The organism is Methylomicrobium sp. Wu6 (genome assembly GCF_035916875.1).
Classification (GTDB): domain Bacteria; phylum Pseudomonadota; class Gammaproteobacteria; order Methylococcales; family Methylomonadaceae; genus Methylomicrobium.
On record NZ_JAXUHN010000076.1, the window covers coordinates 54,686 to 77,283 of the forward strand.

10 protein-coding genes and 2 pseudogenes are annotated in these 22,598 nt (G+C 54.7%); 3 read left to right on the forward strand and 9 right to left on the reverse strand.

The window, feature by feature from the left end:
* Positions 1-242: 242 nt before the first annotated feature.
* The gene (locus U2W12_RS10690; protein ID WP_326500668.1) at positions 243-854 is read left to right on the forward strand and encodes an OmpA family protein; all 612 of its coding nucleotides are present in this window, start codon (positions 243-245) and stop codon (positions 852-854) included.
* A gap of 490 nt (positions 855-1,344) precedes the next feature.
* On the opposite strand, the pseudogene shc reads toward U2W12_RS10690, so the two are convergent.
* The 9 genes and pseudogenes from shc to U2W12_RS10735 all read right to left on the reverse strand — a co-directional run bounded on the left by shc (position 1,345) and on the right by U2W12_RS10735 (position 20,267).
* A pseudogene (gene shc / locus U2W12_RS10695) lies at positions 1,345-3,370 on the reverse strand (squalene--hopene cyclase).
* A complete protein-coding gene (locus tag U2W12_RS10700) occupies positions 3,333-5,441 on the reverse strand; it encodes an amylo-alpha-1,6-glucosidase (RefSeq protein ID WP_326500669.1) in 2,109 nt (702 codons plus the stop codon). The pseudogene shc and the gene U2W12_RS10700 overlap by 38 nt, the downstream one beginning before the upstream one ends.
* Positions 5,431-7,380 (reverse strand): malto-oligosyltrehalose trehalohydrolase, encoded by a 1,950-nt coding sequence (treZ, locus tag U2W12_RS10705; protein WP_326500670.1) that lies wholly within the window; start codon positions 7,378-7,380, stop codon positions 5,431-5,433. The genes U2W12_RS10700 and treZ overlap by 11 nt, the downstream gene beginning before the upstream one ends.
* A 12-nt stretch (positions 7,381-7,392) precedes the next feature.
* The gene (gene treY, locus U2W12_RS10710) at positions 7,393-10,326 is read right to left on the reverse strand and encodes a malto-oligosyltrehalose synthase (protein ID WP_326500671.1); all 2,934 of its coding nucleotides are present in this window, start codon (positions 10,324-10,326) and stop codon (positions 7,393-7,395) included.
* A gap of 51 nt (positions 10,327-10,377) precedes the next feature.
* Entirely contained in the window at positions 10,378-12,498 is a 2,121-nt protein-coding gene (gene glgX, locus U2W12_RS10715) for a glycogen debranching protein GlgX (RefSeq protein ID WP_326500672.1), read from the reverse strand.
* Positions 12,499-12,522: 24 nt separating this feature from the next.
* The gene (gene treS, locus U2W12_RS10720) at positions 12,523-15,861 is read right to left on the reverse strand and encodes a maltose alpha-D-glucosyltransferase (protein ID WP_326500673.1); all 3,339 of its coding nucleotides are present in this window, start codon (positions 15,859-15,861) and stop codon (positions 12,523-12,525) included.
* Between the two features lie 9 nt (positions 15,862-15,870).
* Complete coding sequence (locus tag U2W12_RS10725) at positions 15,871-17,862, reverse strand: alpha-1,4-glucan--maltose-1-phosphate maltosyltransferase (RefSeq protein ID WP_326500674.1); 1,992 nt, start codon at positions 17,860-17,862, stop codon at positions 15,871-15,873.
* Entirely contained in the window at positions 17,859-19,799 is a 1,941-nt protein-coding gene (gene glgB, locus U2W12_RS10730; RefSeq protein ID WP_326500675.1) for a 1,4-alpha-glucan branching protein GlgB, read from the reverse strand. Before glgB ends, U2W12_RS10725 begins: the two co-directional genes overlap by 4 nt.
* Before the next feature lie 72 nt (positions 19,800-19,871).
* Positions 19,872-20,267: a hypothetical protein gene (locus tag U2W12_RS10735; RefSeq protein WP_326500676.1), complete on the reverse strand. Its 396-nt coding sequence runs from the start codon at positions 20,265-20,267 to the stop codon at positions 19,872-19,874.
* A gap of 523 nt (positions 20,268-20,790) precedes the next feature.
* On the opposite strand from U2W12_RS10735, the pseudogene U2W12_RS10740 reads away from it, so the two are divergent.
* Positions 20,791-21,620 (forward strand): annotated as a pseudogene (locus U2W12_RS10740) (Crp/Fnr family transcriptional regulator).
* A 148-nt stretch (positions 21,621-21,768) separates the two neighbouring features.
* Positions 21,769-22,476, forward strand: a complete 708-nt coding sequence (locus U2W12_RS10745; protein ID WP_326500677.1) for a Crp/Fnr family transcriptional regulator — start codon at positions 21,769-21,771, stop codon at positions 22,474-22,476.
* The last annotated feature ends 122 nt before the right edge of the window (positions 22,477-22,598 follow it).

Here is a 22,598-nt window from a genome sequence, read left to right on the forward strand (position 1 = left end):
TTCAACTGTTATGACACATCCGCCGGCGTGCGACTGGGGAGCTTTATGAAGATAAGCCTTAAATGATAATCTTTATCCACTGAATTTATTGGATGATAGGATTGTCGTAGCCAGGTAACAATTTGTTAAGTTCCACATTCTTGCCGTAAACACGGACGGCAGCGAGGTCAGCATCACGGCCGTTCTGGTATGCCGGGCATATCAAAACCCGCTCATTCTCTGAAATTCGAGGAATTAGAATTATGAAGCCATCACAATTTCGTCCGTCTACCGGATTATCCATCTGCACATCGCTCCTGGCGTGGGCATGCTTAGCTCCAGTGCATGCGCAGGAAACCGAAATCCCTCTCGAGACTCAAAAGAAGCAGATCGAACTCGATAGAAAACAGCTCGATCTGGATAAGAAGCAGTTGGAGTTGCAACGCAAGCAATTGCAGATCGAGGAATCCGCTCGCAAGGAGCTTCAGCTGAAGGAAACAGAAAAAGCCGTCACCATGAAACTCGAAGGCGACGTGGTTTTTGATTTCGGTAAAGCCGAGATCAAGTCCAAGGCGGAGCAGACTCTCGACAAGGTCGGAACAGTGATCGCACAGTTCCCCGAGGGCAAGGTGCTCATCGAAGGATACACCGATTCCAAAGGCTCGCAGAGAGTAAACCTCGATCTTTCAAAACGGCGCGCCGAGGCGGTGAAAGACTGGCTGGTTAAAAAGAAAGGCGTTGCCGAATCGATCATCACGACCGCCGGCTTCGGTGAGACGAAGCCCGTTGCGCCGAACACCAACCCCGACGGTAGCGACAACCCGCAAGGTCGACAGCAGAATCGGCGCGTCGAAATCACGGTCGAAAAGAATTGAGCGAAATTTATGTAGGTGTCGAGCCACACGAGGCGCCAAACGCGTCATGGCGGAAGCAGTTGACGTGCGGGCGGTAAGCAAGGAAGAGCGTTGCTCACCCTAACTGACTTACGCCACTTTGTTAATTACGGTTTTTGTTTTTTGAAGATTTGGGGCAAATCCAACAAGGGTTTGCTTGAATAAACTTGATCTATCAAATTTTTAAACCAGTAGGGACGAAATAGCAAAATATATAGGGCAGTTAAAGTCGTAATGGGTACCGGTTGAATTTCGATTAAAGCGAGAAGCAGCAAGCCAACTAGGCACAAAAAGCGGATAACGTAATATTTTTTTAGAGGGGGCATTTCGAGTTTTCTTAAAGTTGGTAGGGGTACGTTTTATCGGTCCCACCCTCTTTACACATTGGACCGTATAACAAGTCGTATAGGGTTTCCGTCTATCATCCCTGATTGCCACTTTCTCGGCAATAAATTCTGGAATTCTTTCCGTGTCAGAAGAGAAACAGGCGCTTGCGCTCGTTACGGTAGCGGCCAAGCGCCCAGAGCGGAAAAAATTTATCGTAACCGTGGTATCTCAGATAAAAAACCTTGGGAAAGCCCGGAGCATTGGAGCCATCGTCTTTCCAGAACCCATCGGCCTGCTGGTTTGTGAGCAGATAGTTCACTCCGCTCTCGACTTCATGGCAGTCAGCCTCACCTGCCGAGAGTAACGCCAGGAGGGCAAGAGCGGTATGGAATGCCGTACTGGTATGGAATTGGCTGCGGAATTTTGGATAGCCGTAACTGTAATTATCCTCGCCAGCCACCGTCAGGACGTTGTTTGGCTTTTAACCAGGCGACGGCTTTGCGAATGCCGGGGTCGTTCTTGGGCACGCCTGCGCTTTCAAAACCGGTCAGAACCGACCAGGTGCCGTAAATATAATTTGTGCCCCAGCGACCGAACCAGGAGCCATCCGTTTCCTGCTCGCTGCGCAAGTAAGCTATGCATTTGTCGATGGTCGCCCGGTATTCCGGATGCCGGTTTAAAAGCTTGCCCAGCAGCATGATAGAGCGACCGCTGACATCGGCGGTGGGCGGGTCGATCAGGGCTTCGTGGTCGGCAAACGGTATCTGGTTGAGATAGGCATGAATGTTGTCGGCGTCATAAGCACCATAGCCGCCATTGCTGGATTGCATACCGGCGATCCAGGCGCCGGCGCGCTCGATATTTCCGGCAAACTTCCGGTCGCCGGCCTGAACCATGGCAAAGGCAACCACCGCCGTATCATCGGCGTCGGGGTAATAGCTGTTGCCAAACTGGAAAGCCCAGCCACCGCCCGGCAGGCTGGGACGCTGGATTTGCCAGTCGCCCGCTTCATCCTTTAACTGCTTGCCTGCCAGCCAGCGCAGTGCCGATTTAAGCGCTTGTTGGGTGCGTGGATCACGTTCGTTGCGGTCGACTTCCTGCAAGGCCAAAGCAGCGAGGCCGGTATCCCAGACGGGAGAAACACAGGGCTGGCAATAGGCAATATCCTTCTTGATAATCAGCAACCGGTCGATGGCCGCTCTGGCGATCCGCCGCCGTTCATTGTCGGGAGTGAGCCCCAAGTAATCCATGGCCTCGTACGCGTTGACCATGGCCGTGAAAATCCCCCCCAGACCATAGTAACCATTCAATCTGGCCATGAACCAGTCACGCGCCTTGACGGTAGCCTTGCGGCGGACGAAAGCGGGTATCAAAGGCTCCAGTAAGCGCCCCATGCGCTCGCCGGCCAGAATAGCCTTGCCTAGCGGCGTTTTGACGTGGAAAAAATAATACTTTTCCTTATCCGGCGGGGTAATGAACAATTCACCGATTCCTATTTTGTGGGGATTACGGGCCTTGACCTTATAGGTACAGAGGATGGACAACGGAACGATCACGGTGCGCGACCAGTACGATACTTTGTCGATATGAAACGGAAACCACTTGGGCAGCAGCATGATTTCCACCGGAATGAAGGGGACCCCGCGCCAAGGGATTTGCTCGAACATAGCCAGCATGATGCGAGTGAACACATTGGCCTTGGCCGCGCCGCCCCGGGCGAGTATCCACTCGCGTGCCTTGACCATATGCACGGCTTGCACGGAGTCGCCGGCCATTTTCATCGCGTAATAGGCTTTGATGGTGCAACTGATGTCACCCGCGCCGCCTTTAAAAAGAGCATAACTGCCGTCCGCGCCTTGTTGTGCGCGAAGATAATTGGCAATCTTGGCCTGAAGCGCTTCGTTGATTTCGTCCATGTAATGCATCATCAGGATGTACTCGGAAGGTATCGTGCAATCCGCTTCCAGTTCGAACACCCAATAACCTTCTTCGTTTTGCAGGGCGAGGAGTTGCGCGCTGGCTCGGACAATCGCGCCGTCAAGTTTTGCGGGTGATACAAAGGTGCCGGTGAAGCCTTGCTTTGAACCTGAAAGTGAAGAAGTCTCTTTTAACATGGCTTGTATTTCCCTGTTCTCACTTTTTTGCTTGCTGTTCTCGTTGGTTATACTCATCCGACTTGGATTCAACCCTTTTGTGGTTTTCAGCCACCTTCACCCAGGCGCGCAGGATCTCCGCTACGCTCCATGCCTGAGCGATACAGCCGCGCGGAGTGAATAAGCCTTCAGCATCGAAAACTTCGCTGACGGAGCCGATGCAGGCTTCATGCAAATGCCTCGCCAATAATTGATCAAGGAAGTCGCGCGCGTCTTTTCGCTGTTCGGGATAAACGCGTAACCAGGCATCGATGTAGGGTCCCAGCAACCATGGCCAGACCGTGCCTTGATGATAAGAGGCATCGCGGGCGCGAAGGTCGCCCTGGTAAACGGCTTTATAGTCGGGATGATCCGGTGACAAAGTCCTCAGCCCCACCGGCGTCAACAGCCGGTCTTTGATAGTCTGAAAGACGGATTGCCAATGCGCCTGATCCAATACCGGATGGGATAGCGATAAAGCGAACACTTGATTGGGTCGGCATGCCGGGTCGTTTTCACCGCGTTCACCGTCGACCACATCATACAGGTATCCTGTCCCAGCATTCCAAAACCGTTGATTAAAGCTAAGCCGGGTGACATCGGCGCGCTTTGCAATCTCGATCGCGCCTATGCTTAAGTTTTCCTCCAGCAGCCATTTTTCCATCAGGCGCAGCGCGTTGTACCACAAAGCGTTGATTTCAACCGCTTTGCCGCGACGCGGGGTAACGACCCAATCGCCTAGTTTGGCATCCATCCAGGTCAACGCGTAACGCGGATCGCCCTGAACCAGCAGACCGTCGCCGGGATCGCAATGAATGCCGAAGCGAGTGCCCCGAATGTGATGGTCAATGATATCCAACAGTTTGGGCAGCAATTCCTTGAGCAACCCCCGATCTCCGGTATGCTTGAGATAACGCTCCAGCGCATGGAAAAACCAGAGCGTCGCATCGGCGGTGTAATACACGCCTTCGCTTTCACCTTCCGGGAACAAGTTGGGAATCAGGCCGTCACGCAGATGATGGGCAAAAGTCCGCAGAATATGGCCCGCCTCGATATGCCGTCCTGTCGTCAAGGTCAGACCTTCGAGGCTGATCATGGTGTCCCGCCCCCAATCGGTAAACCAGTGATAACCGGCGATTATGGTTCGCACATCGCCGCCGGTTGCACAGATACGGGACGTTTCGACAACCCGCTCGGTCGGCGCGATAATAAACTGATCGGCTGCCAGCACCAACTGCTTGGCCAGGCCTTTAGCCAATTCCGGACGCGCCGCCGCCAGTAAACGTCGACGCCGTTCCAGTTCGGCCTGAAATGTTTCCGCGGGAGACAGCGACATGGTGCTTTCCCGGCTTTCCGAAGAAGCGATCAAGGTGACATCTTTCCCGGCCGCAAGATCAACGCGAAAATAGCCGGGGCTCCATAGATTGCCCTGGGCTTCATAGCCTCTTTGTCCTTCAATACGGTAAAGAATGTCGCTAAAGCGTTTGGCTTCAATCGTGAATGCCGGGTTCTCGCCATCGACGTAAAGCCGTAAGGGCGGAATTGAAAACCCATGAATTTCAAGACGTCCGGCAGAGGCTTTAAGATCGTAGGAATCCATCGGAAACCCTTCGGCCAAAGAAGCCTCATGACGGCGAAAATGCACGGCCAAGCGAATCTTGAGCCGTACCGGCCCTGTTCCTGAAATCAGGCGGTACCGCACAAGAACCGTATTGCTCATATAAGGCATCATGATCCATTTTTCAATCACATGGTTTGCCAGTTCATAGCGCCATACCGGCAAGCCGGATTCCAGGCGAAATTCGCGCAGACTGGACATGCCGTATAAATCGAGCGCTCCGCCCGCCAATTCGATGCCGCCTATTTTCTGGCTGCTGCCATCGGGAAACCGAACCAACTCACTGAGTTGATTGAGCATCACGTAGCGGCCTCGAGGGTCGGAAAGCGCGGCGGTTAAAAGGCTGTGGAAACGGCGGGTGGGTACGCCCGAGATCGTTCCGGACGCATAACCGCCAAGACCGTTGGTGACCAACCATTCGCGTGTTAGCAACGCTTCCTGTTCGGCAAGATCCCCTGTCCAATACGTTCGAATCACAATATCACTGTTCATGATCAACACTCTCCTTTGCCGGCTTAACAGGATGCAGCACCACAGCGGATTCGCCTTGAAGATACCAATTGCCTTGCAGGGGCCAGGGCGGCATGCCCATGCCGCCGTAACGAGGATCGTCGCTGAACCACATCGCATCCCAAACACAATCCTTCGGCGGAGCCAATAGCGGTTCCGGCGCCGGAACCAGATGAAGATCCCGGCTCAGGTTAACCAATAAAAGACGGTCGTCACCCGGATTTTCTCCGAAAAAACGTATCACCCAGGCATCCGGGCTTAACACGGCCCCATCAATACGATGGCTTTGCCGGCTGGCCTGAAATACTGGATCATTGCGGCGCAGGCGTAACAAATCGCAGTGTAAGGCATAGGCTTCCTTATGCAGATTGCGTTCATTCAAGTCCAGTTTTGAATGGGTAAACGTTTGCGGGTCACCCGGATCCGGCAGTCTGGCCTGCATTTCGGGCGTTGCTAAGGCACGAAATTGGGCCAGAGACTCAGCGCGCCCTCGCGCCACCCAATGGGCGATTTCAGCTTTATGGTCGGCAAAATAAAAGAACGGACTGGTGGCGGCAAACTCCTGGCCTTGAAACAACATAGGCGTCTGCGGAGCCAATAAGAACAGAGCGGTCAAAGCCCGGTAGCGGTTAGGGCTGGTCAATGAGTGGATGCGTTTGCCGCTGCCTGAATTGGCCAATTGGTCGTGATTTTGGATGAAGTTGACATACTTGGCCGGAGGCATATCCAGCCCCGGGGTTCCGCGCGTATGGTTTTGCCATGAGTACCATTGCCCCTGATACAAAAAACCTCGCTTAAATGTGGAGACAAATTCCTGAGCGTGCCCCCGGTAATCGCTATAGTAGGCGTCTGCACGCCCTGTCATCGCGACCATGGCGGTATGATGAAAATCGTCGTTCCATAACGCGTCCAGGCCGAAGCCTCCGTGTTCGAGAGGCAAAAACAACTTTGCATCCTGCGGCTCATTCTCGCCGACAATAAAGGTCTTGCGTGGAGCCCCTGCGCTACGCACTGCCTGTACGATGGCGGCGATAATATGTTCAGCGGAGCAGTCATAAATTTGCTGGGTTGCATCAAGCCGTAGTCCGTCAAGGTGGAACTCTTGAATCCAATACGCGCTATTGGCGAGCACATGCTCACGTACTGCGCCCGAGTTCGGCCCGTCAAAATTTAGCGGATCACCCCAATCGCACTGATAGCGAGTAGAAAAGTAATCGCTGGAGAATTTCCCCAGAAAATTGCCATCCGGGCCCAAATGATTGAATACCACATCCAGAATGACGCCGAGACCCACGGCATGAGCCTGGTTAACGAAATAGCGAAATTCGTCCGGGGTTCCATATAGCCGTGTCGGCGCGAACCAATTGACACCGTCGTAACCCCAGCCGTACCGACCCGGAAAATCGGCCACCGGCATGATCTCCAGCACCGTCACGCCCAATGCTGCCAGCTCAGGCAGTTCTTTGGCCGCCGTGACCCAATTGCCTTCATGAGTAAACGTGCCGATATGCATCTCATAAATGACCTGGCCTTGGGCTTCGATTCCCGTCCAGGCCGTGTCCGTCCAGTCGAACGTTGAAGCATCGACCACTTGCGACGGTCCATGCGGACCCTGGGGTTGAAAACGCGAGGCGGGATCAGGGTACGGTTGCGGGTCATCATCCAGCAGGTAGCGGTACACGCTTCCTATGCAAGCCTCTTGCACAATGACAGAAAAATAACCGTTGCCTTCACTTTGCAACTCAATTTCGGTCGGCGGATGGGGAGGATCAACATCTTCAGCCTGGGAAAGAATGACCAGTTTCACTGTCTTTCTTTCAGGTGCCCAGACACGAAAATGCACACCTTTTTCGGGCACTCGCTCCGCCCCAATAGGAAATCGGCGGCCATTGACTAATTCTGTGGTTATCTGTTCGCTCATCATTATTATTCCTCAGACTCCGGATGGCACGGTCTCACCGATAATCAACCCCACCGGAAATTCCGCCAGCACTTGGGCGACGGACATATGCCAACGAGACTGCTGCTTCTGAGTTTTCAGAACCTTCCCGGTAAAGACGCAAGTGTATTGCTTATCGGGCCGATGAAAAGGCAGTTCGACTGTTGTCACCCCCCAAACCTTTTCTCCCAGAGGCAGCGTATCGGCGTTACCCAGCAGTTGCGCGAAGAAACGCGGCGCCAGCGTGATCACGATACGGCCACCGGTAATGCGCGCATAGGCGCACAGATGAGCCGCCTGTTCGCCCCTGACGGCCAGCGGCAAATAGCTTCCTTGCTGAAACACGTCCGGCCAGCGCTTCCGCAACGCCAGCGCCGAGCTAACGACCCACAGTTTGGCCCGGCCATCTTCCAGCGCGTCGCACATGGCTCTTACCCCTGCACTGCGTTGCCGCGATGTCTGTGCGGCAAGATTCTGCAAGGCAGCCAGCATGATCTTCCGGCTGCCGAAATCAACCGGCCGCCGGTTGTCGGGATCCACCAGGCTGAAATCCCAACATTCGCAGCCTTGATATATATCCGGCACACCCGGCGCCGTGAGCTTGATCAATGTCTGCGACAGGCTGTTGAACATCCCGAGCCAGGCAATCCGCCGCTGCAAAGGCCGAAAATCGGTCATGAAGGGGCTCTCCGCCGGTGCATTGATCAAGGCAGTCGCGAATGCGACAACCGCGTCTTCATAGGCTGTATTGGGGTTTATCCAGCTGGTATGCACCTTGGCTTCGCGCACCGCCTTGACCAGATAGCCCTGCAACCGGACGCCCAAACGCGCCATTTCACTGCCGTCCGGCTCGCCAGGCGGCCAGATGCCCAGCAAGGTCTGATAGATGAAATATTCATCGTTGAGTGTCGGCACCAACACATTGTCAACAAAGCGTTTAAGACTGTGGTTGGCCCGGCTCCAGTGTCGTAGCGCCAATCGCCAGGCCGCCGGCATTTCTGACAGCACATTCAGGCGGGCGCGCATATCCTCGCTGCGTTTGGTGTCGTGAGTGGAAGTGGCCAACATCGAATGTGGACGACGCTCTGTGCGCACCTGATTGGCGCGATGAAAGGCGCTACGGGTCACACCGAATCGACGCGGATCACCGCCCACTTCATTCAGCGACAGCAAGCGGTGGTAGATATAGGCGCTGGTGTCCTCCAGGCCTTTTGCCATTACCGGGCTGGTGAATTGCTGGAATTTCATCGAAAATACCAGCACCTGCTCGGCGTACGCGGGCGATTTTCCATCTGCCGCGGCCAGTGTGAGCACGTCGCGCAAAAAATCGAAAATGCTGGGATCCGCTGTCGTGCTTCTGCGTTTAGCCGCTGCGGTTGCCTGTTCGATGTTGCGGCGATCTTCCGGCGCCACTTCGCGGGCGCTGATGTACCCACGGTAAACCGGAAAGCAGGCAACGATTTCAGCCAATGCCGTACGCAATCCGTTCAGTGTGTAATCGCAGGTTTGGCGGTCGGCTTCGGCGATTTTCGAGAGCAGGTTGGCCAACACATTCAGTTCCCCCGACAGCGCGGACTTCATGATCAACTTCTTCGAGCGGTAGAGTAGATCATCGAAATTGACATGCTCTCCGATGAAGCTTTTATACGCGCGCTCCATACTTTTGGCTGCGCTGGTAGCCACAAACAGCCCGTTGAGCAGATTAGTGAATTCGTAACCCGTAGTCCCCTGCACCGGCCAGCTGCTGCGCAAATTCTCGTCTGCCGCCAGAATTTTTTCGACCACCAGATAAGGCGCACGCCCGGCGCGGTTGCAGTGTTCTACCAGCCTGTAAAAATATGCTTCAGGATCGTACAAACCGTCAGGATGATCAATACGCAGGCCATCCAGTTTGCCTTCCTGAACCAGCCTCAACAATAACTGATGGGTCGCATCGAAGACCTCTTCGTTCTCCATGCAGAGCCCGGCAAGATCGTTGATATCGAAAAACCGCCGGTAATTAATCTCGTCCGAGGCCACCCGCCAGAACGCCAGCCGGTAAGCCTGCTTCTCGATCAAGTCGTGGAGAGGGTCGAAACTGGATGATTCCCCTGCCTTGCCGTTCAAGATACGCAAGTTCTCTTCAAGAAACCGGGCAATGTCGGAAGATTGGGCAACGAGACCTGCAAGATGCCGCTTATGCACTTCCTTGTCGCGCCTGCGCTCAAGCTGACGATCAGGCGATCCCTCATCACGGGACGGGAGATTGTGGAACGCGGTGACCAGACTCTGATAGTCCATCAATAACTGGTTCCCCTCCCCCAAGCGTGCGCTCAAGGCATCCATCCGAAACGCCAGGATGCACGGGTATTGCGCAGGGTCCACAGGAAAGTGATGATCATAATAATAAATACCGAAAGCACCGTGCTCCGCATCGAAGCGTAGTTGCAATTCGGCATTTTCCAGCACCGCGCCATAATGATTACCCAACACCGGCAATAGCACCTTACCGTGCAGCCTAGGCTTTATCGGCGCCCAGTCAATATCGAAAAACCCGGCATGCGCGGCGGTCTGACCGTTTTCCAGCACGTCCAGCCACCAAGCATTGTCCCCGGCCTGCACCCCCATATGATTAGGCACCACATCCAGCACCTGCCCAATGCCGTGCCGGGCGAGCGTTTCGCAAAGCCGCTCAAATTCATCGTCCGTGCCGATCTCGGGATTCAAGGCATTGTGATCGATGATGTCATAGCCGTGCCGACTGCCCGGACGCGCTTTCAAATAGGGCGAGGCATACAGGTGCGAGATGCCCAGCGCGCTCAGGTAGGGAACGATTTCGCGGGCCTGATTAAAAGTGAAATCGCCGTTGAATTGCAGCCGATAGGTGGACAATGGAATACGTGGCTCAGGACTCTGCGGGATACCGGTGTGCTGTGATTTATTTTTCATGCCCGCACTTCCTCAACCCAAATGGCATTTCATCCACACGTTTCATGTCGTCTATGCCTGTTTCAGCAGCACCAGCGACCGTCCGCCCAAGGGATAAGCTTGCTCCGCCTTGTAACGTGTAACATCCGGCGTACCGATAGCATCCCGCGTGTCGAGCAGCACTTCCCAATGCTCATGATCCTCGAATTGCGGCAACATGAATGCGATCTCCTCATGATAAGCATTCAGAAGCAACAAGAGATTATTGTCCTTCAGACGCCGTCCGCGCCCGTCGGTTTCGACCAGTTTACCGCCGGCAAAATAAACGCCCAGACAATGCGAAGATGCCTGATTCCAGTCGTCATCTTTAGTTTCGGAACCATCGGAATTGAGCCAGACGATATCTTTGATTTCGCCGCCGTAATTGGGGCTTCCCTGAAAAAAATAACGTCGCCGAAACAAGGGATGCTGATTGCGCAAGCCGATAATATGTTGGGTGAATGCAAGCAAATCCCGGTCCTGTTTCTTCAGTTCCCAGGAGAGCCAGCTAATCGCGTTGTCCTGACAATAGGCATTGTTATTACCCTGCTGCGTACGCCCGATCTCGTCGCCTGCCTGCAGCATCGGAACCCCCTGTGAAAACAGCAGCGTAGCAAGAAGATTGCGCTTTTGCCGGGCACGCAAGGCATTGATCGCCGGATCGTCGGTTTCTCCCTCGACGCCGCAATTCCAGGAATGGTTATTGTCGCTACCACTGGCATTATCTTCTTGGTTGGCCTCGTTGTGTTTATTATCGTAGGTCACCAGGTCATGCAAGGTAAAGCCGTCGTGCGCACTGAGGAAATTGATGCTGGCATGAGTCCGCCCACTGCGTTCGTACAGGTCGCTGGATCCGGTCAAGCGTTGCGCCAGCTCCCCGATCAACCCTTCGTCGCCTTTCCAGTAGGCACGAATACAATCGCGATACTTATCGTTCCATTCCGACCAGCCCAGCGGGAAATTTCCTACTTGATAGCCGCCTTCGCCCAGATCCCAGGGTTCGGCGATCAACTTGATGGTGCTCAGCACGGGATCCTGGCGGATGGTGTTGAAGAAGGTGCCAAGCTGGTTCACTTCGTGTAACTCCCGTGCCAGTGAGGACGCCAGATCAAAACGGAAGCCGTCCACATGCATTTCCAGCACCCAGTAACGCAGGCTATCCATCATCAATTGCAGCACGCAGGATTGTTGCATGTCCAGGGTATTGCCGCAGCCGGTGTAATCCATGTAAAAGCGTGGATTATCACCGGCCAGGCGATAGTAGGACGCATTGTCGATACCTCGGAAGGACAGTGTCGGCCCCAGTTGATTGCCTTCGGCGGTATGGTTGTACACCACATCCAGAATCACTTCAATACCGGCTTTATGCAGTGTCTTTACCATGGTTTTAAATTCACTGACCTGGCCGCTGGCCGAATAACGGGAATCGGGCGCCAGAAAGCCTATGGAGTTGTATCCCCAGTAATTGCGCATGCCGCGTTCGACCAGATGGCGATCATCAAGAAAAGCATGCACCGGCATCAGTTCGACGGTCGTCACGCCTAGCCGCTGGAGATGCTCGATGACGGGGTCCATCGCCAATCCGGCATAGGTGCCGCGCAACTTGGGCAGAATATCGGGATGTTGCATGGTAAAGCCTTTGACATGCAGCTCATAAATCACCATATCGCACCATTGAATGTCGGGGGGATGATCATTGCCCCAGGCGAAAGCCTGATCGATCACCCGGCACTTCGGCATCACATTGGCATTGTCGCGACGACTAAAAGAAAGATCGTCGTCCTTGGCGCCGATGCGATAGCCGAAATGGGCGTCGCTCCAGAGCGGCGTCCCCACGATATCTTTTGCATAGGGCTCTATCAGCAGCTTGTTCGGATTGAACCTATGCCCCTCCTGAGGACGGTAAGGTCCATGCACCCTAAAACCATAAAGCAGTCCGGGACGGGCCTCGGGCAGATAGCAGTGCCAGACCAGATCGCTACGCTCTTTGAGTTCGACGCGCTGGACTTCGTTCTTGCCCTTGGCATCGAACAAACATAACTCGACTTTATCGGCATGTTCGGAAAAAATGGCAAAATTCACCCCTTCGCCGTCCCAATGGGCACCGCGCGGATAGGGCCGCCCCGGCCATACCGCTGTTATTGTCTTAGCCATCTTGAATCTCCTCGTCTGAATGATTCACCTTAAAAGCGACAGGATGCCGCGCAACGGCATGACGACCCAATCCGGTCGATTGTCGAGTTCGTAACGCACCTCGTAAAACGCCTTTTCCAGCAGGAACAGGTCGAGCAAGCCGCACAGACTTGACTGCGGCGCGATCAAGCCGGAACCGCGCACCGTTTCATCGTAGGCTTTGATGAAAACTCGCTCAACCTCTACTTCCCAGTCGCGCAGCAAAGACTCAAACCTAGCGGAGTCCTCGGTGTTTTCGGAGCTGTAGTGCGCAAATGCGGTTTGCGCGGCATAGTTAAACGAAAGCAGCATGCCGGCCACATCCCTCAAGGGAGAGTGTTTGTGGCGACGCTCGGCGAGCAGGCGTGTCGGCTCGCCCTCAAAATCGATGATCACAAAATCATTCTTGATGAGCAGGACTTGCCCCAGATGATAATCGCCATGGTAGCGAGTCTTGACGGCTTTAAGTTGTCCGGAAACACATCTCTGGAGACGGCCCGCAAGGGTATTTCGCTGGGCGAGCAAGGTTTGTGTTATCTCGCGAACTTTCCCGGCAAGTCCTTCCTGCCGCCGTTCGAGCTGAGCCAGCGTGGCTGCCGCCTCCGCTTGCACCCGTAGTACCCAGTCCGCGAGATCGGTGTCGGTTACCGGTTCTGGATCGAAGGCGGAATCACCCGTTGCAATAGCCAGCGCATTGTGCAGTTCACCTGTACGCTGACCGAGCGTGCGCATCAAAACCAGATAGGCGCCATGGGCTTGCGCCGCGGGGATCGGCTGTGCGGCTGTTGCGTGGTATTGCTCCAGGAAACGCCGCAGGTAATCCAGGGTGTAGCTCCAGCAATCGCCCTGGTTTTCGACATAGCCCTGCAGCAAGGCAAGCGTCATGCAGTTTCCGTCGCCGGCCTCATATTCGACTGCGCCGGCCACTGCCGCCATATGAGGAAATCTGGCTACCTCGGTTAAAAAACGTCCGATGTCTAACTCGGGTTGGATGCCGACTTGTAGATGCCGATAGCCTTTCAGGAATAGCCGCTCACCCAGTACAACGGCGGTATTGCTGCCCTGCATGGCGGCAGGCCTTACCGGCAAGTCGACGGATGCATTAACGGCTAGAGCCGCATAAGCACTGGTGGACGAAAAGCGGATCACGCCCTGTTCGCAAGGTAGGGTTTGATTCGCACCGATGGCCTGTACCAGCGCCCGGCAAAACGCCGCGTCTGCAAACGCATCGCCCAGGATTCCAACCTGCGCCTGCCGGCGCACTTTGGCGACGGTAGTCGCCGACATCGCGCGCAGGCGCTCCGGATTCCCATTTTCCCATGCCAATGCGAGGGGCAAAAAACAGTTCATCGGCTCTCCGGCCGCAGCTTCGATGCGGAACAGGGCTACCAGCCAGTTATCGACCTGACCACCCCATTCGGCATAATCGCTGATGACCACGCGGCTTATCGCCTCACCCTTGCCTCCAAACCAGCGTTGCGCGGCGACAAAGCGCGGCAATGCGTCTTGTTCGAGCAGGATACGCAACTTCTCGGCCATCGCAATACGCCAGGGCACAACCCTGTCCCGGAACAAACTGCGCCAACCATCGAACAGCACCAGCGTCGGCAACTCCTCGGGCGGTAAGTGTTCGCCATACCAGGCAGGAAGTTCTTCGCCCCTGGCCAGCCGAAACCAGTAGAAGTTATGGCCGGGCAAGGTGAGCACATAGGGCAATTCTCCTATGGGAGGAAAAGCCGAGCGCCCCATCAATTCCACCGGCACGCAGCCCTTATACGGTGAAAGATCGAGTTCGACCGCTTGCGCGGCGCGTGACAGATTGCTAACGCAAAGAATAATGTCGTCTTCGTATGTTCTGAGATAGGCGAGTATCTTTCGATTGCCGGGGTGTAAAAACACCAGTTTTCCGCGCCCGAATGCCGGATGATTTTTACGCACCGCCAGCACGCGCTGCATCCAGTTCAACAACGAAGCTCGCTCGCGCAGCTGAGCCTCCACATTGACCGCCCCGTAGCCATATACCGGATCCATGATAGGAGGCAGATACAGGCGTTGCGGGTCGGCGCGGGAGAAGCCGGCATTGCGGTCCGGACTCCACTGCATGGGGGTGCGTACACCGTTACGGTCGCCCAGAAAGAAATTGTCCCCCATACCGATTTCATCACCGTAATAGATGATGGGCGAGCCCACCAGGGACAGCAGCAAACTGTTCATCAAGCGGATTTTGTTATTCTCATTGTCCATCAACGGCGCCAGCCGGCGGCGGATGCCGATGTTCAGCCGAGAGAGCGGATCGCCGGCATACATCTGGTACATATAGTCACGTTCTTTGTCAGTGACCATCTCCAGGGTCAACTCGTCGTGATTGCGCAAAAAAATAGCCCATTGGCAGGTTTCCGGTATGTCCGGCGTCTGGCGGATAATGTCCACGATCGGATGTCGATCTTCCTGAGCAATCGCCATGTACATACGCGGCATCAGGGGAAAGTGGTAAGCCATGTGGCATTCATCGCCTTCACTGAAGTAGTCGCGCACGTCTTCCGGCCACTGATTGACTTCGGCGAGAAACACGCGGTTTGGATAGTGCTGATCGAGTATCGCGCGCATTTGTTTGATCACGGCATGCGTTTCGGGCAGGTTTTCGTTCTGGGTGCCCTCACGCACGCACAGATAGGGAATCGCGTCCAAACGCACGCCGTCAACGCCATGGTCCAGCCAAAAACGCATCAATTTGATAACCGCCTTCACCACCTGCGGGTTATTGAAGTTGAGGTCCGGTTGATGGGAGAAAAAGCGATGCCAATAATAGGCATGGGCTTCCTCATCCCAGCTCCAGTTGGATTTCTCGCTATCGGTGAAAATAATCCGCGTTTCGGGAAACTTCCGGTCGGTATCACTCCATACGTAGAAATTGCGCTTGCTGGAACCTGCTGGCGCTCTCCGAGCAGCTTGAAACCAGGGATGCTGATCGGAGGTGTGATTAATGACCAGCTCGGTAATGACCTTTAGATGGCGGCGATGCGCATCCTTCACGAACTGCCTGAAATCGGCCATGGTCCCGTAAGCGGAATGGACTTTGCCATAATCGGCGATATCATAACCATCGTCGCGCATCGGAGAAGGGTTGAAGGGCAACAACCAGAGCGTGTTCACCCCTAAATCCTGGAGATAATCGAGCTTCTGGATCAGGCCGGCAAAATCTCCGACGCCATTATTGTCGCTGTCAAAAAATGCTTTGACGTGCAGTTCGTAAATAACGGCGTCTTTATACCAGAGCGGATCGTCCATCCATTGCTTGTTTTCCACGAGCGTTTTGTTTATCTCGCTGACTTTTGTCTCGCTCATGGTTCCCTCTTACAGAAAGTAATCGAAGTCGTGTTCGGTACGTACACGCCGACGCAATTTGAAAATATGCGCCGGCGCTACCCATGGATTGATCTCAACGAAGTTGCGCGCACCATTCCACAAATAGCGGGCGCCCGTCAGTTGATCATGCATTTGATAAGGGCGGGCTTCCAGGCCAAGCACATCCGGGGACAGCGTGACCCAGCCGGTCTGGGTATGATGCGGATCCAGATTGGCTACCACCAGGATGATTTCAGCATTATCCTCCGTGGTTTTTGCGTAACAAAGCAGATTCTCATTGTCCACCGCAAAAAAGGTCAGACGATGATCCTGCTGCAATGCCGGATTTTCCCGGCGTATGCGGTTTACCCGCGCGATAAAATCCTTCAAGCTGTCTGCACGGTCAAGCTCCCAGCGGCGCACTTGGTATTTCTCGGAATCGAGATATTCTTCTGCGCCAGCCTCGCGAGGAACAGCCTCCATCAACTCGTAGGCCGGTCCATAGATGCCATAATTCGCTCCCAGCGTGGCCGCCAGCACCAGGCGCATCATAAACGCCGGGCGGCCTCCGAATTGCAAAGACTCGGGCAGGATGTCGGGGGTATTCGGCCACAGATTGGGCCGGAAATATTCCCGCACGTCCGTGCGGGTGAGTTCGGCGAAATAGGTTTCGAGTTCGCTTTTCGTATTGCGCCACGGAAAATAATTGTAGGACTGGCTGAAGCCCAGCTTGGCAAGACGGTAAATGATTTTCGGACGGGTAAAGGCTTCGGCCAGAAAAATCGTCTCGGGGTGCCCGCGCTTCACCTCGCCTATCAGCCATTCCCAAAACGGAAACGGTTTGGTGTGCGGGTTGTCGACACGGAATATGTGCACCCCCTGCCCGATCCAGAACAGGAACACATCCAGCAGTTCCTGCCACAACTCATTCCAGGCGCCGCTTTCAAAATTGAACGGGACAATGTCCTCGTATTTCTTCGGCGGATTCTCGGCATACTGGATACTGCCGTCCGCTCGACGGCGGAACCATTCCGGATGCTCGTGCACATAGGGATGATCCTGAGAACACTGGAAGGCGATGTCCAGCGCGATATCAATACCCAGTTCATGCGCCTTCATCACCAGGCTCCTGAAGTCGTCCAGCGTGCCCAGTTGCGGATCGATCGATTTGTGGCCGCCATCCGCCGAACCTATCGCCCACGGACTGCCCACATCGGTCTCGGCCGCTACCGGCGCGTTATTAGATCCTTTGCGTTTAGTCAGCCCGATCGGATGGATAGGCGGCAAATACACCACGTCGAATCCCATCGCCGCCACATAAGGCAAGCGCTTTTCGCATTCGGCGAAGGTGCCGTGATGCATGCCCTCTTCCACGCAGGAGCGAGGAAAAAATTCGTACCATGTGCTGTACCGTGCCTTTGCCGGCTCTGCCCATAGGCTTAGCAACCCAGGATAATCCGTAGCCAGGCTTCGATCCGAATGGCGCCGCATCAGGCTCGCCAGGTTTTCGGAAAGCGCCGCTGCGGAGCCTGCATCCGGTTTGGCAGTTCGCAATGATTCGGCAAACTGCTGTAGCTGCAACTTATTTTCGCCGGCTGCGCGCGCCGCAGCCTCTACCACCAGCTCCCCGCCGGCCTGAAGCGCCATGGCGATATCCGCCGCATCGCCACGACGCATAAATTCTTGCCGCCAGGAAAAAAAACCATCAATCCAGGCGGTAACGGTATAGACATAACGACCAAGTTCGGTAACCTGGAACGATGCACGCCAACGGTCATTACCCAACGGCGCCATGGCGACCTCGCGCCAACCGGTTTCCGATGCGTGCCGGTAGCGCAACACACAGGCTAGCGCATCCTGTCCGTCGGTGAAAGCATCCGCTTCCACATCCACGCTCTGACCGATGACGCGCTTGATCGGAAAACGTCCGCAATCGGTTGCCGGCTGCACATTTTCGATAACCACCCGGCATCTGCCGTCAAGGCGTTGTGCGCCTGTCATGATGCGCTGCCTTGCCGGAAGAACAGGACGCCAAGCGGCGGAAGACGCAGCATCAGGGAATGATACATGTCACCGGCAGAGACGGGGCTCGCTTCTACGGCGCCTAAATTTCCCGCGCCGCTGCCGCCATAGCACTCGGCGTCGCTATTCAGCACTTCATGCCAGACACCGCCGCTCGGCGCTCCGACCCGATAATTCTCGCGGACGACCGGCGTAAAATTGCATACCACCAAGATCGTATCGTTCGAGTGTAGCCCTCGGCGTATAAAGCTCAGCACACTTTTTTCCGCATCGTTGCAATCCAGCCATTGAAAGCCGTCAAGACTAAAGTCCTGCAGATACAGCGCCGGTTCACTGCGGTAAAAACGATTGAGATCAGCGACCCAACGCCGTAGCCCGTCGTGATGAGAATATTGCAGCACTTGCCATTCCAGGCTCTCGTCGTGCTGCCACTCGCGTTTCTGTCCGAATTCGCAGCCCATGAACAATAATTTCTTGCCCGGATGGCCCCACATAAAGCCATACAACAAGCGCAGGTTGGCGAATTGTTGCCATTCGTCGCCCGGCATTTTTCCGATCAGCGAACCCTGGCCGTGCACCACTTCGTCGTGTGAAATAGGCAGCACGAAGTTCTCCGAGAAGGCATACCAAATGCTGAACACAAGCTGGCCGTGGTGATATTTCCGATTCAGCGGATTTTCTGAAAAATACCTCAGGGTATCGTGCATCCACCCCATATTCCACTTCAAACCGAACCCCAGTCCTCCCGCCGATACGGGCCGAGAGACCATGGGCCAGGCCGTTGATTCTTCCGCGAAAGTCTGAGTATCGGGGTATTCACGATAGACCGCCTCGTTCAGGTGGCGCAGAAAAGAAACCGCATCCAGGTTCTCCCGGCCGCCATTGCGATTGGGAATCCATTCACCTTCCTTGCGTCCAAAATCCAGGTAAAGCATCGACGACACGGCATCGATGCGCAGGCCGTCAATATGATATTTATCAAGCCAAAACATCGCGCTGCTGGTCAGGAATGCGCCCACCTCGTGCCGGCCATAATTAAAAATCGAGCTATGCCAATCCGGTTGATAGCCCTGACGCGGGTCGGCGTGCTCGTAGAGATAGGTTCCATCGAAATGACCGAGGCCATGGGCGTCACCTGGAAAATGCGCCGGCACCCAGTCCAGGATCACGCCGATACCCTGCTGATGCAAGGTATCCACCAGAAACATGAAGTCCTGCGGCGTGCCGTAGCGCGCGGTGGGCGCAAAATAGCCGGTGGTTTCGTAGCCCCACGATCCATAGAAAGGATGCTCTGTCACCGGCATGAATTCCACGTGGGTAAAATTCATCTCTTCGAGATAACGCGGCAGCCATTCCGCCATTTCTCGGTAGGTGAGGAAACGATTGCCGTCTTCCGGCACCCGGCGCCAGGAACCCAGATGGACTTCGTAAATGGAACAAGGCGCGTTCAGCTGGTTTTTCTCTCCGCGCCGCGGCATCCACGCAGCATCATTCCAGGCATAGTCCAGTTCCCAGACACGGGAAGCGGTTAACGGCGGCATCTCCCAGCAAAACGCAAAGGGATCGCCCTTGTCGGCAATTTTTCCGTCGCGGGAAACTATACGGTATTTATAGCCTGCCCCGACCATCACATCGGCAATGAATCCTTCCCAAATCCCCGAGCCGTCGTCACGAAGATGCAATACATTCGCTGTTGCATCCCATTGATTGAACTCACCGATCACCGAGATGGCCGAGGCATTGGGCGCCCACACGGCGAAGCTGCAACCTTTCACGCCTTCAACGGTGACCAGGTGCGAGCCCAGTTTTTCATACAGGCGAAAATGACTGCCCTGTTTAAACAAATAAATATCGAGATCCGTAAGCAGGCTGGCGTGAGATACGGCTTCCACGGAAAAATTCGTTAACGTGGACATTCGCTTACCCTCATCGTTTATTTTGTAGATTGGGAGGGCTAGGCCGGCTGGGAAGGAACTGCGGCCTGCTGCTTAGGGCTGCAGCACGTCGGCTTCCCAGGAAACGCGCGCCGGACACCATTGCCAGACGCCCAGCGTCACGATCCGGGTCAACGCGGTTGGGAAACACATCGCGCGCCCGATGCTCACATCTCGGTTGATCAACTGGTTGCTCTCCCCGCACCGCTTGAGGTAATCATCGCCTTTGATCTCATTAAGGTCCGTGTGAGGCATAAACAAAGCCACTATGGGGATCGGCAACACGGCCAGGGAAGAATCATCCACCCACTCGGATCCGGAGCAATGGGTGATGCCGTCGCTGACAGGGCGAGTGTCATCCTTGATCAGGGATTGACTACAACCCGACAGAACCAGGAAAGCCGACAGGGTTAGCAGCCTCAATTTGGAGTCTAACGTGATAGGTTTCATAAAGCCTCCGGCGGTTATACCGCAATCAGAATATTAAGGATAAAAAATAAGGCCAGACTTTTTATGTATTCGCCTTTGGTCTCCATGGATTTATCTTTGGTGCGACAAATCATTTGCTAATCGTTGCAGGCACTGAGAAATAGATTAATCTCAATATTTAGATACAGTCTGTACGGTATCGTACATAAGCCCGCTGCCTGCGATAGCTCTCGGATTCCCCGGCATTCATTGCCTGGAGGGGATAATTAGACTTATTCATCCTCGAATACCGCTATTGAGTGAGGGTACCGGACAGACGGACGCTCGGCCCCATAGCCCCTCGCTTTAGAAACCGACAATCTGCAAGGCGCCGCCCCCCTAAAAACCTTATATTTAACTCTAGTCTAGGTAGTTGCACGTATATTCATTCATAACGCATTGTGTTAAAAAACACATCTGAAATCCCATTGCGTTTATCGGTGCTTATCCGTTTGGCCGTATAAGGGGGCCATTCGACCTCGACCGATACATAGGAGTGATTCATATGACTGACCCTCATAGCCCTCACCAAAACCAACTTCTCAATGCTCTGCCCGCAGCCGAATTCAATCGCCTTTTCCCCCATCTGGAATTGATCCAGATAGGACTCGGTGACGTTTTGCACGAGTCTGGGGAGATGTTGCGTTACGCTTATTTTCCAACGTCGTGCATCGTGTCCACGTTATACATCATGCAGAACGGCGCGTCTGCCGAAATAGCCATGGTCGGCAACGAAGGCATTATCGGCGTCGCCCTATTCATGGGAGGAAGGACCATGCCAAACCGAGCCATAGTGCAGAGCAAGGGCGACGCCTACCGGCTACGGGTGCATCAACTGTTGCAGGAGTTCGGCCGCCATGAACAGCTGCATCATTTGCTACTGCGTTATACTCAGTTGCTGATTACCCAGATGGCGCAGGCGGCGGTTTGCAATCGGCATCATCGGTGGACCAGCAACTTTGCCGATGGCTGCTGTCTAGCCTCGAACGGCTCTCTGCGAATGAGTTGACCGTAACCCAGGAAATGATCGCCACTATGCTCGGCGTGCGCCGTGAAGGCGTCACGGAGGCGGCCGGAAAATTGCAGCGGGCGGGATTGATTGAATACCACCGTGGCCATATCACGGTGCTGGACCGGCCGGGATTGGAAGCGCGGGTCTGCGAGTGCTACCAAGTCGTCAAAACGGAATCCGATCGTCTGCGCCCCCCCCCCACACACACACTCCTCAACATCATTGAATTAAGCAGAGCAAAGGCATCTCCCCTTGAGGCAGGCAGAGTTATTGATCCGGGCTCGTATTCGGCTTTCCCCATCAGGCGTAAGTACGTGCGATAACGTACAGACCGCGTAAACCTTTTGCATTAGAGTAGCCCTTCAGTTAGTGGAGCCATTCTCCCTAACATCGTTGACATGGGAATGATCATCACCCGATGATTCTAATTCCTCCTGTCGGATTTCGCTAAACCTCCCCGGAGGATCGCCCGTGCCGTCCAGCCAAGCTGTCACCGCCGGCAATCGACTGCTGGCTTCCATACCCCGCAAGGACCGCGAACAGTTGCTCGCAAAGTGCGAACAAATCCAGCTCACTTTTGCCAACGTGCTCTATCGCGCAGGAGAACGCGTTCCCCATGTTTATTTCCCGACCGGCAGCTGCATTTCCCTGGTAACGCCGATTGATGGCGGCGCCAGCTTGGAAGTGGGACTGGTAGGCAATGAAGGGATGCTGGGCATTGCCCTGATACTGGGCGTCAATGTCGCGCCCTTTCACGCTGTGGTTCAAGGGGCAGGCCCCGCCCTGCGCATCACGGTGCCATCGTTTCTTCATTTACTCGAACAGAGTTCTGCGCTGAAGCGGGAGTTGAAACGTTACCTTTATGTGTCGCTGAGCCAACTCGCGCAATCAGCCGCCTGCACCCGCTTCCATGTGGTGGAGGGGCGCCTCGCCTCTTGGCTGTTGATGACGCAGGACAGGGCGCACACCGACAACTTTCATGTCACGCATGTATTTCTGGCCGATATGCTGGGGGTACGACGTGTCGGCATCACCAAAGCGGCAAATTCGCTACAGAACAAAAAGCTCATCAGCTACCGCCGCGGGGATATCAAGATCATCGATCGAGTCGGCCTGGAAGCCGCTTCTTGCGGGTGTTATCGGACCGATAAAGAAACCTACGAACGGATTCTAGGATAGCGCGGATAGCTTAAGCTATCCGCGAATTACTTACGATTAGCCATAAACAAGCCGCCATGAAAATCGCTGGCGTACAAGCCCAATTGCCATTACAGGGGCAATAGGACTTGTATCCCCCGGAT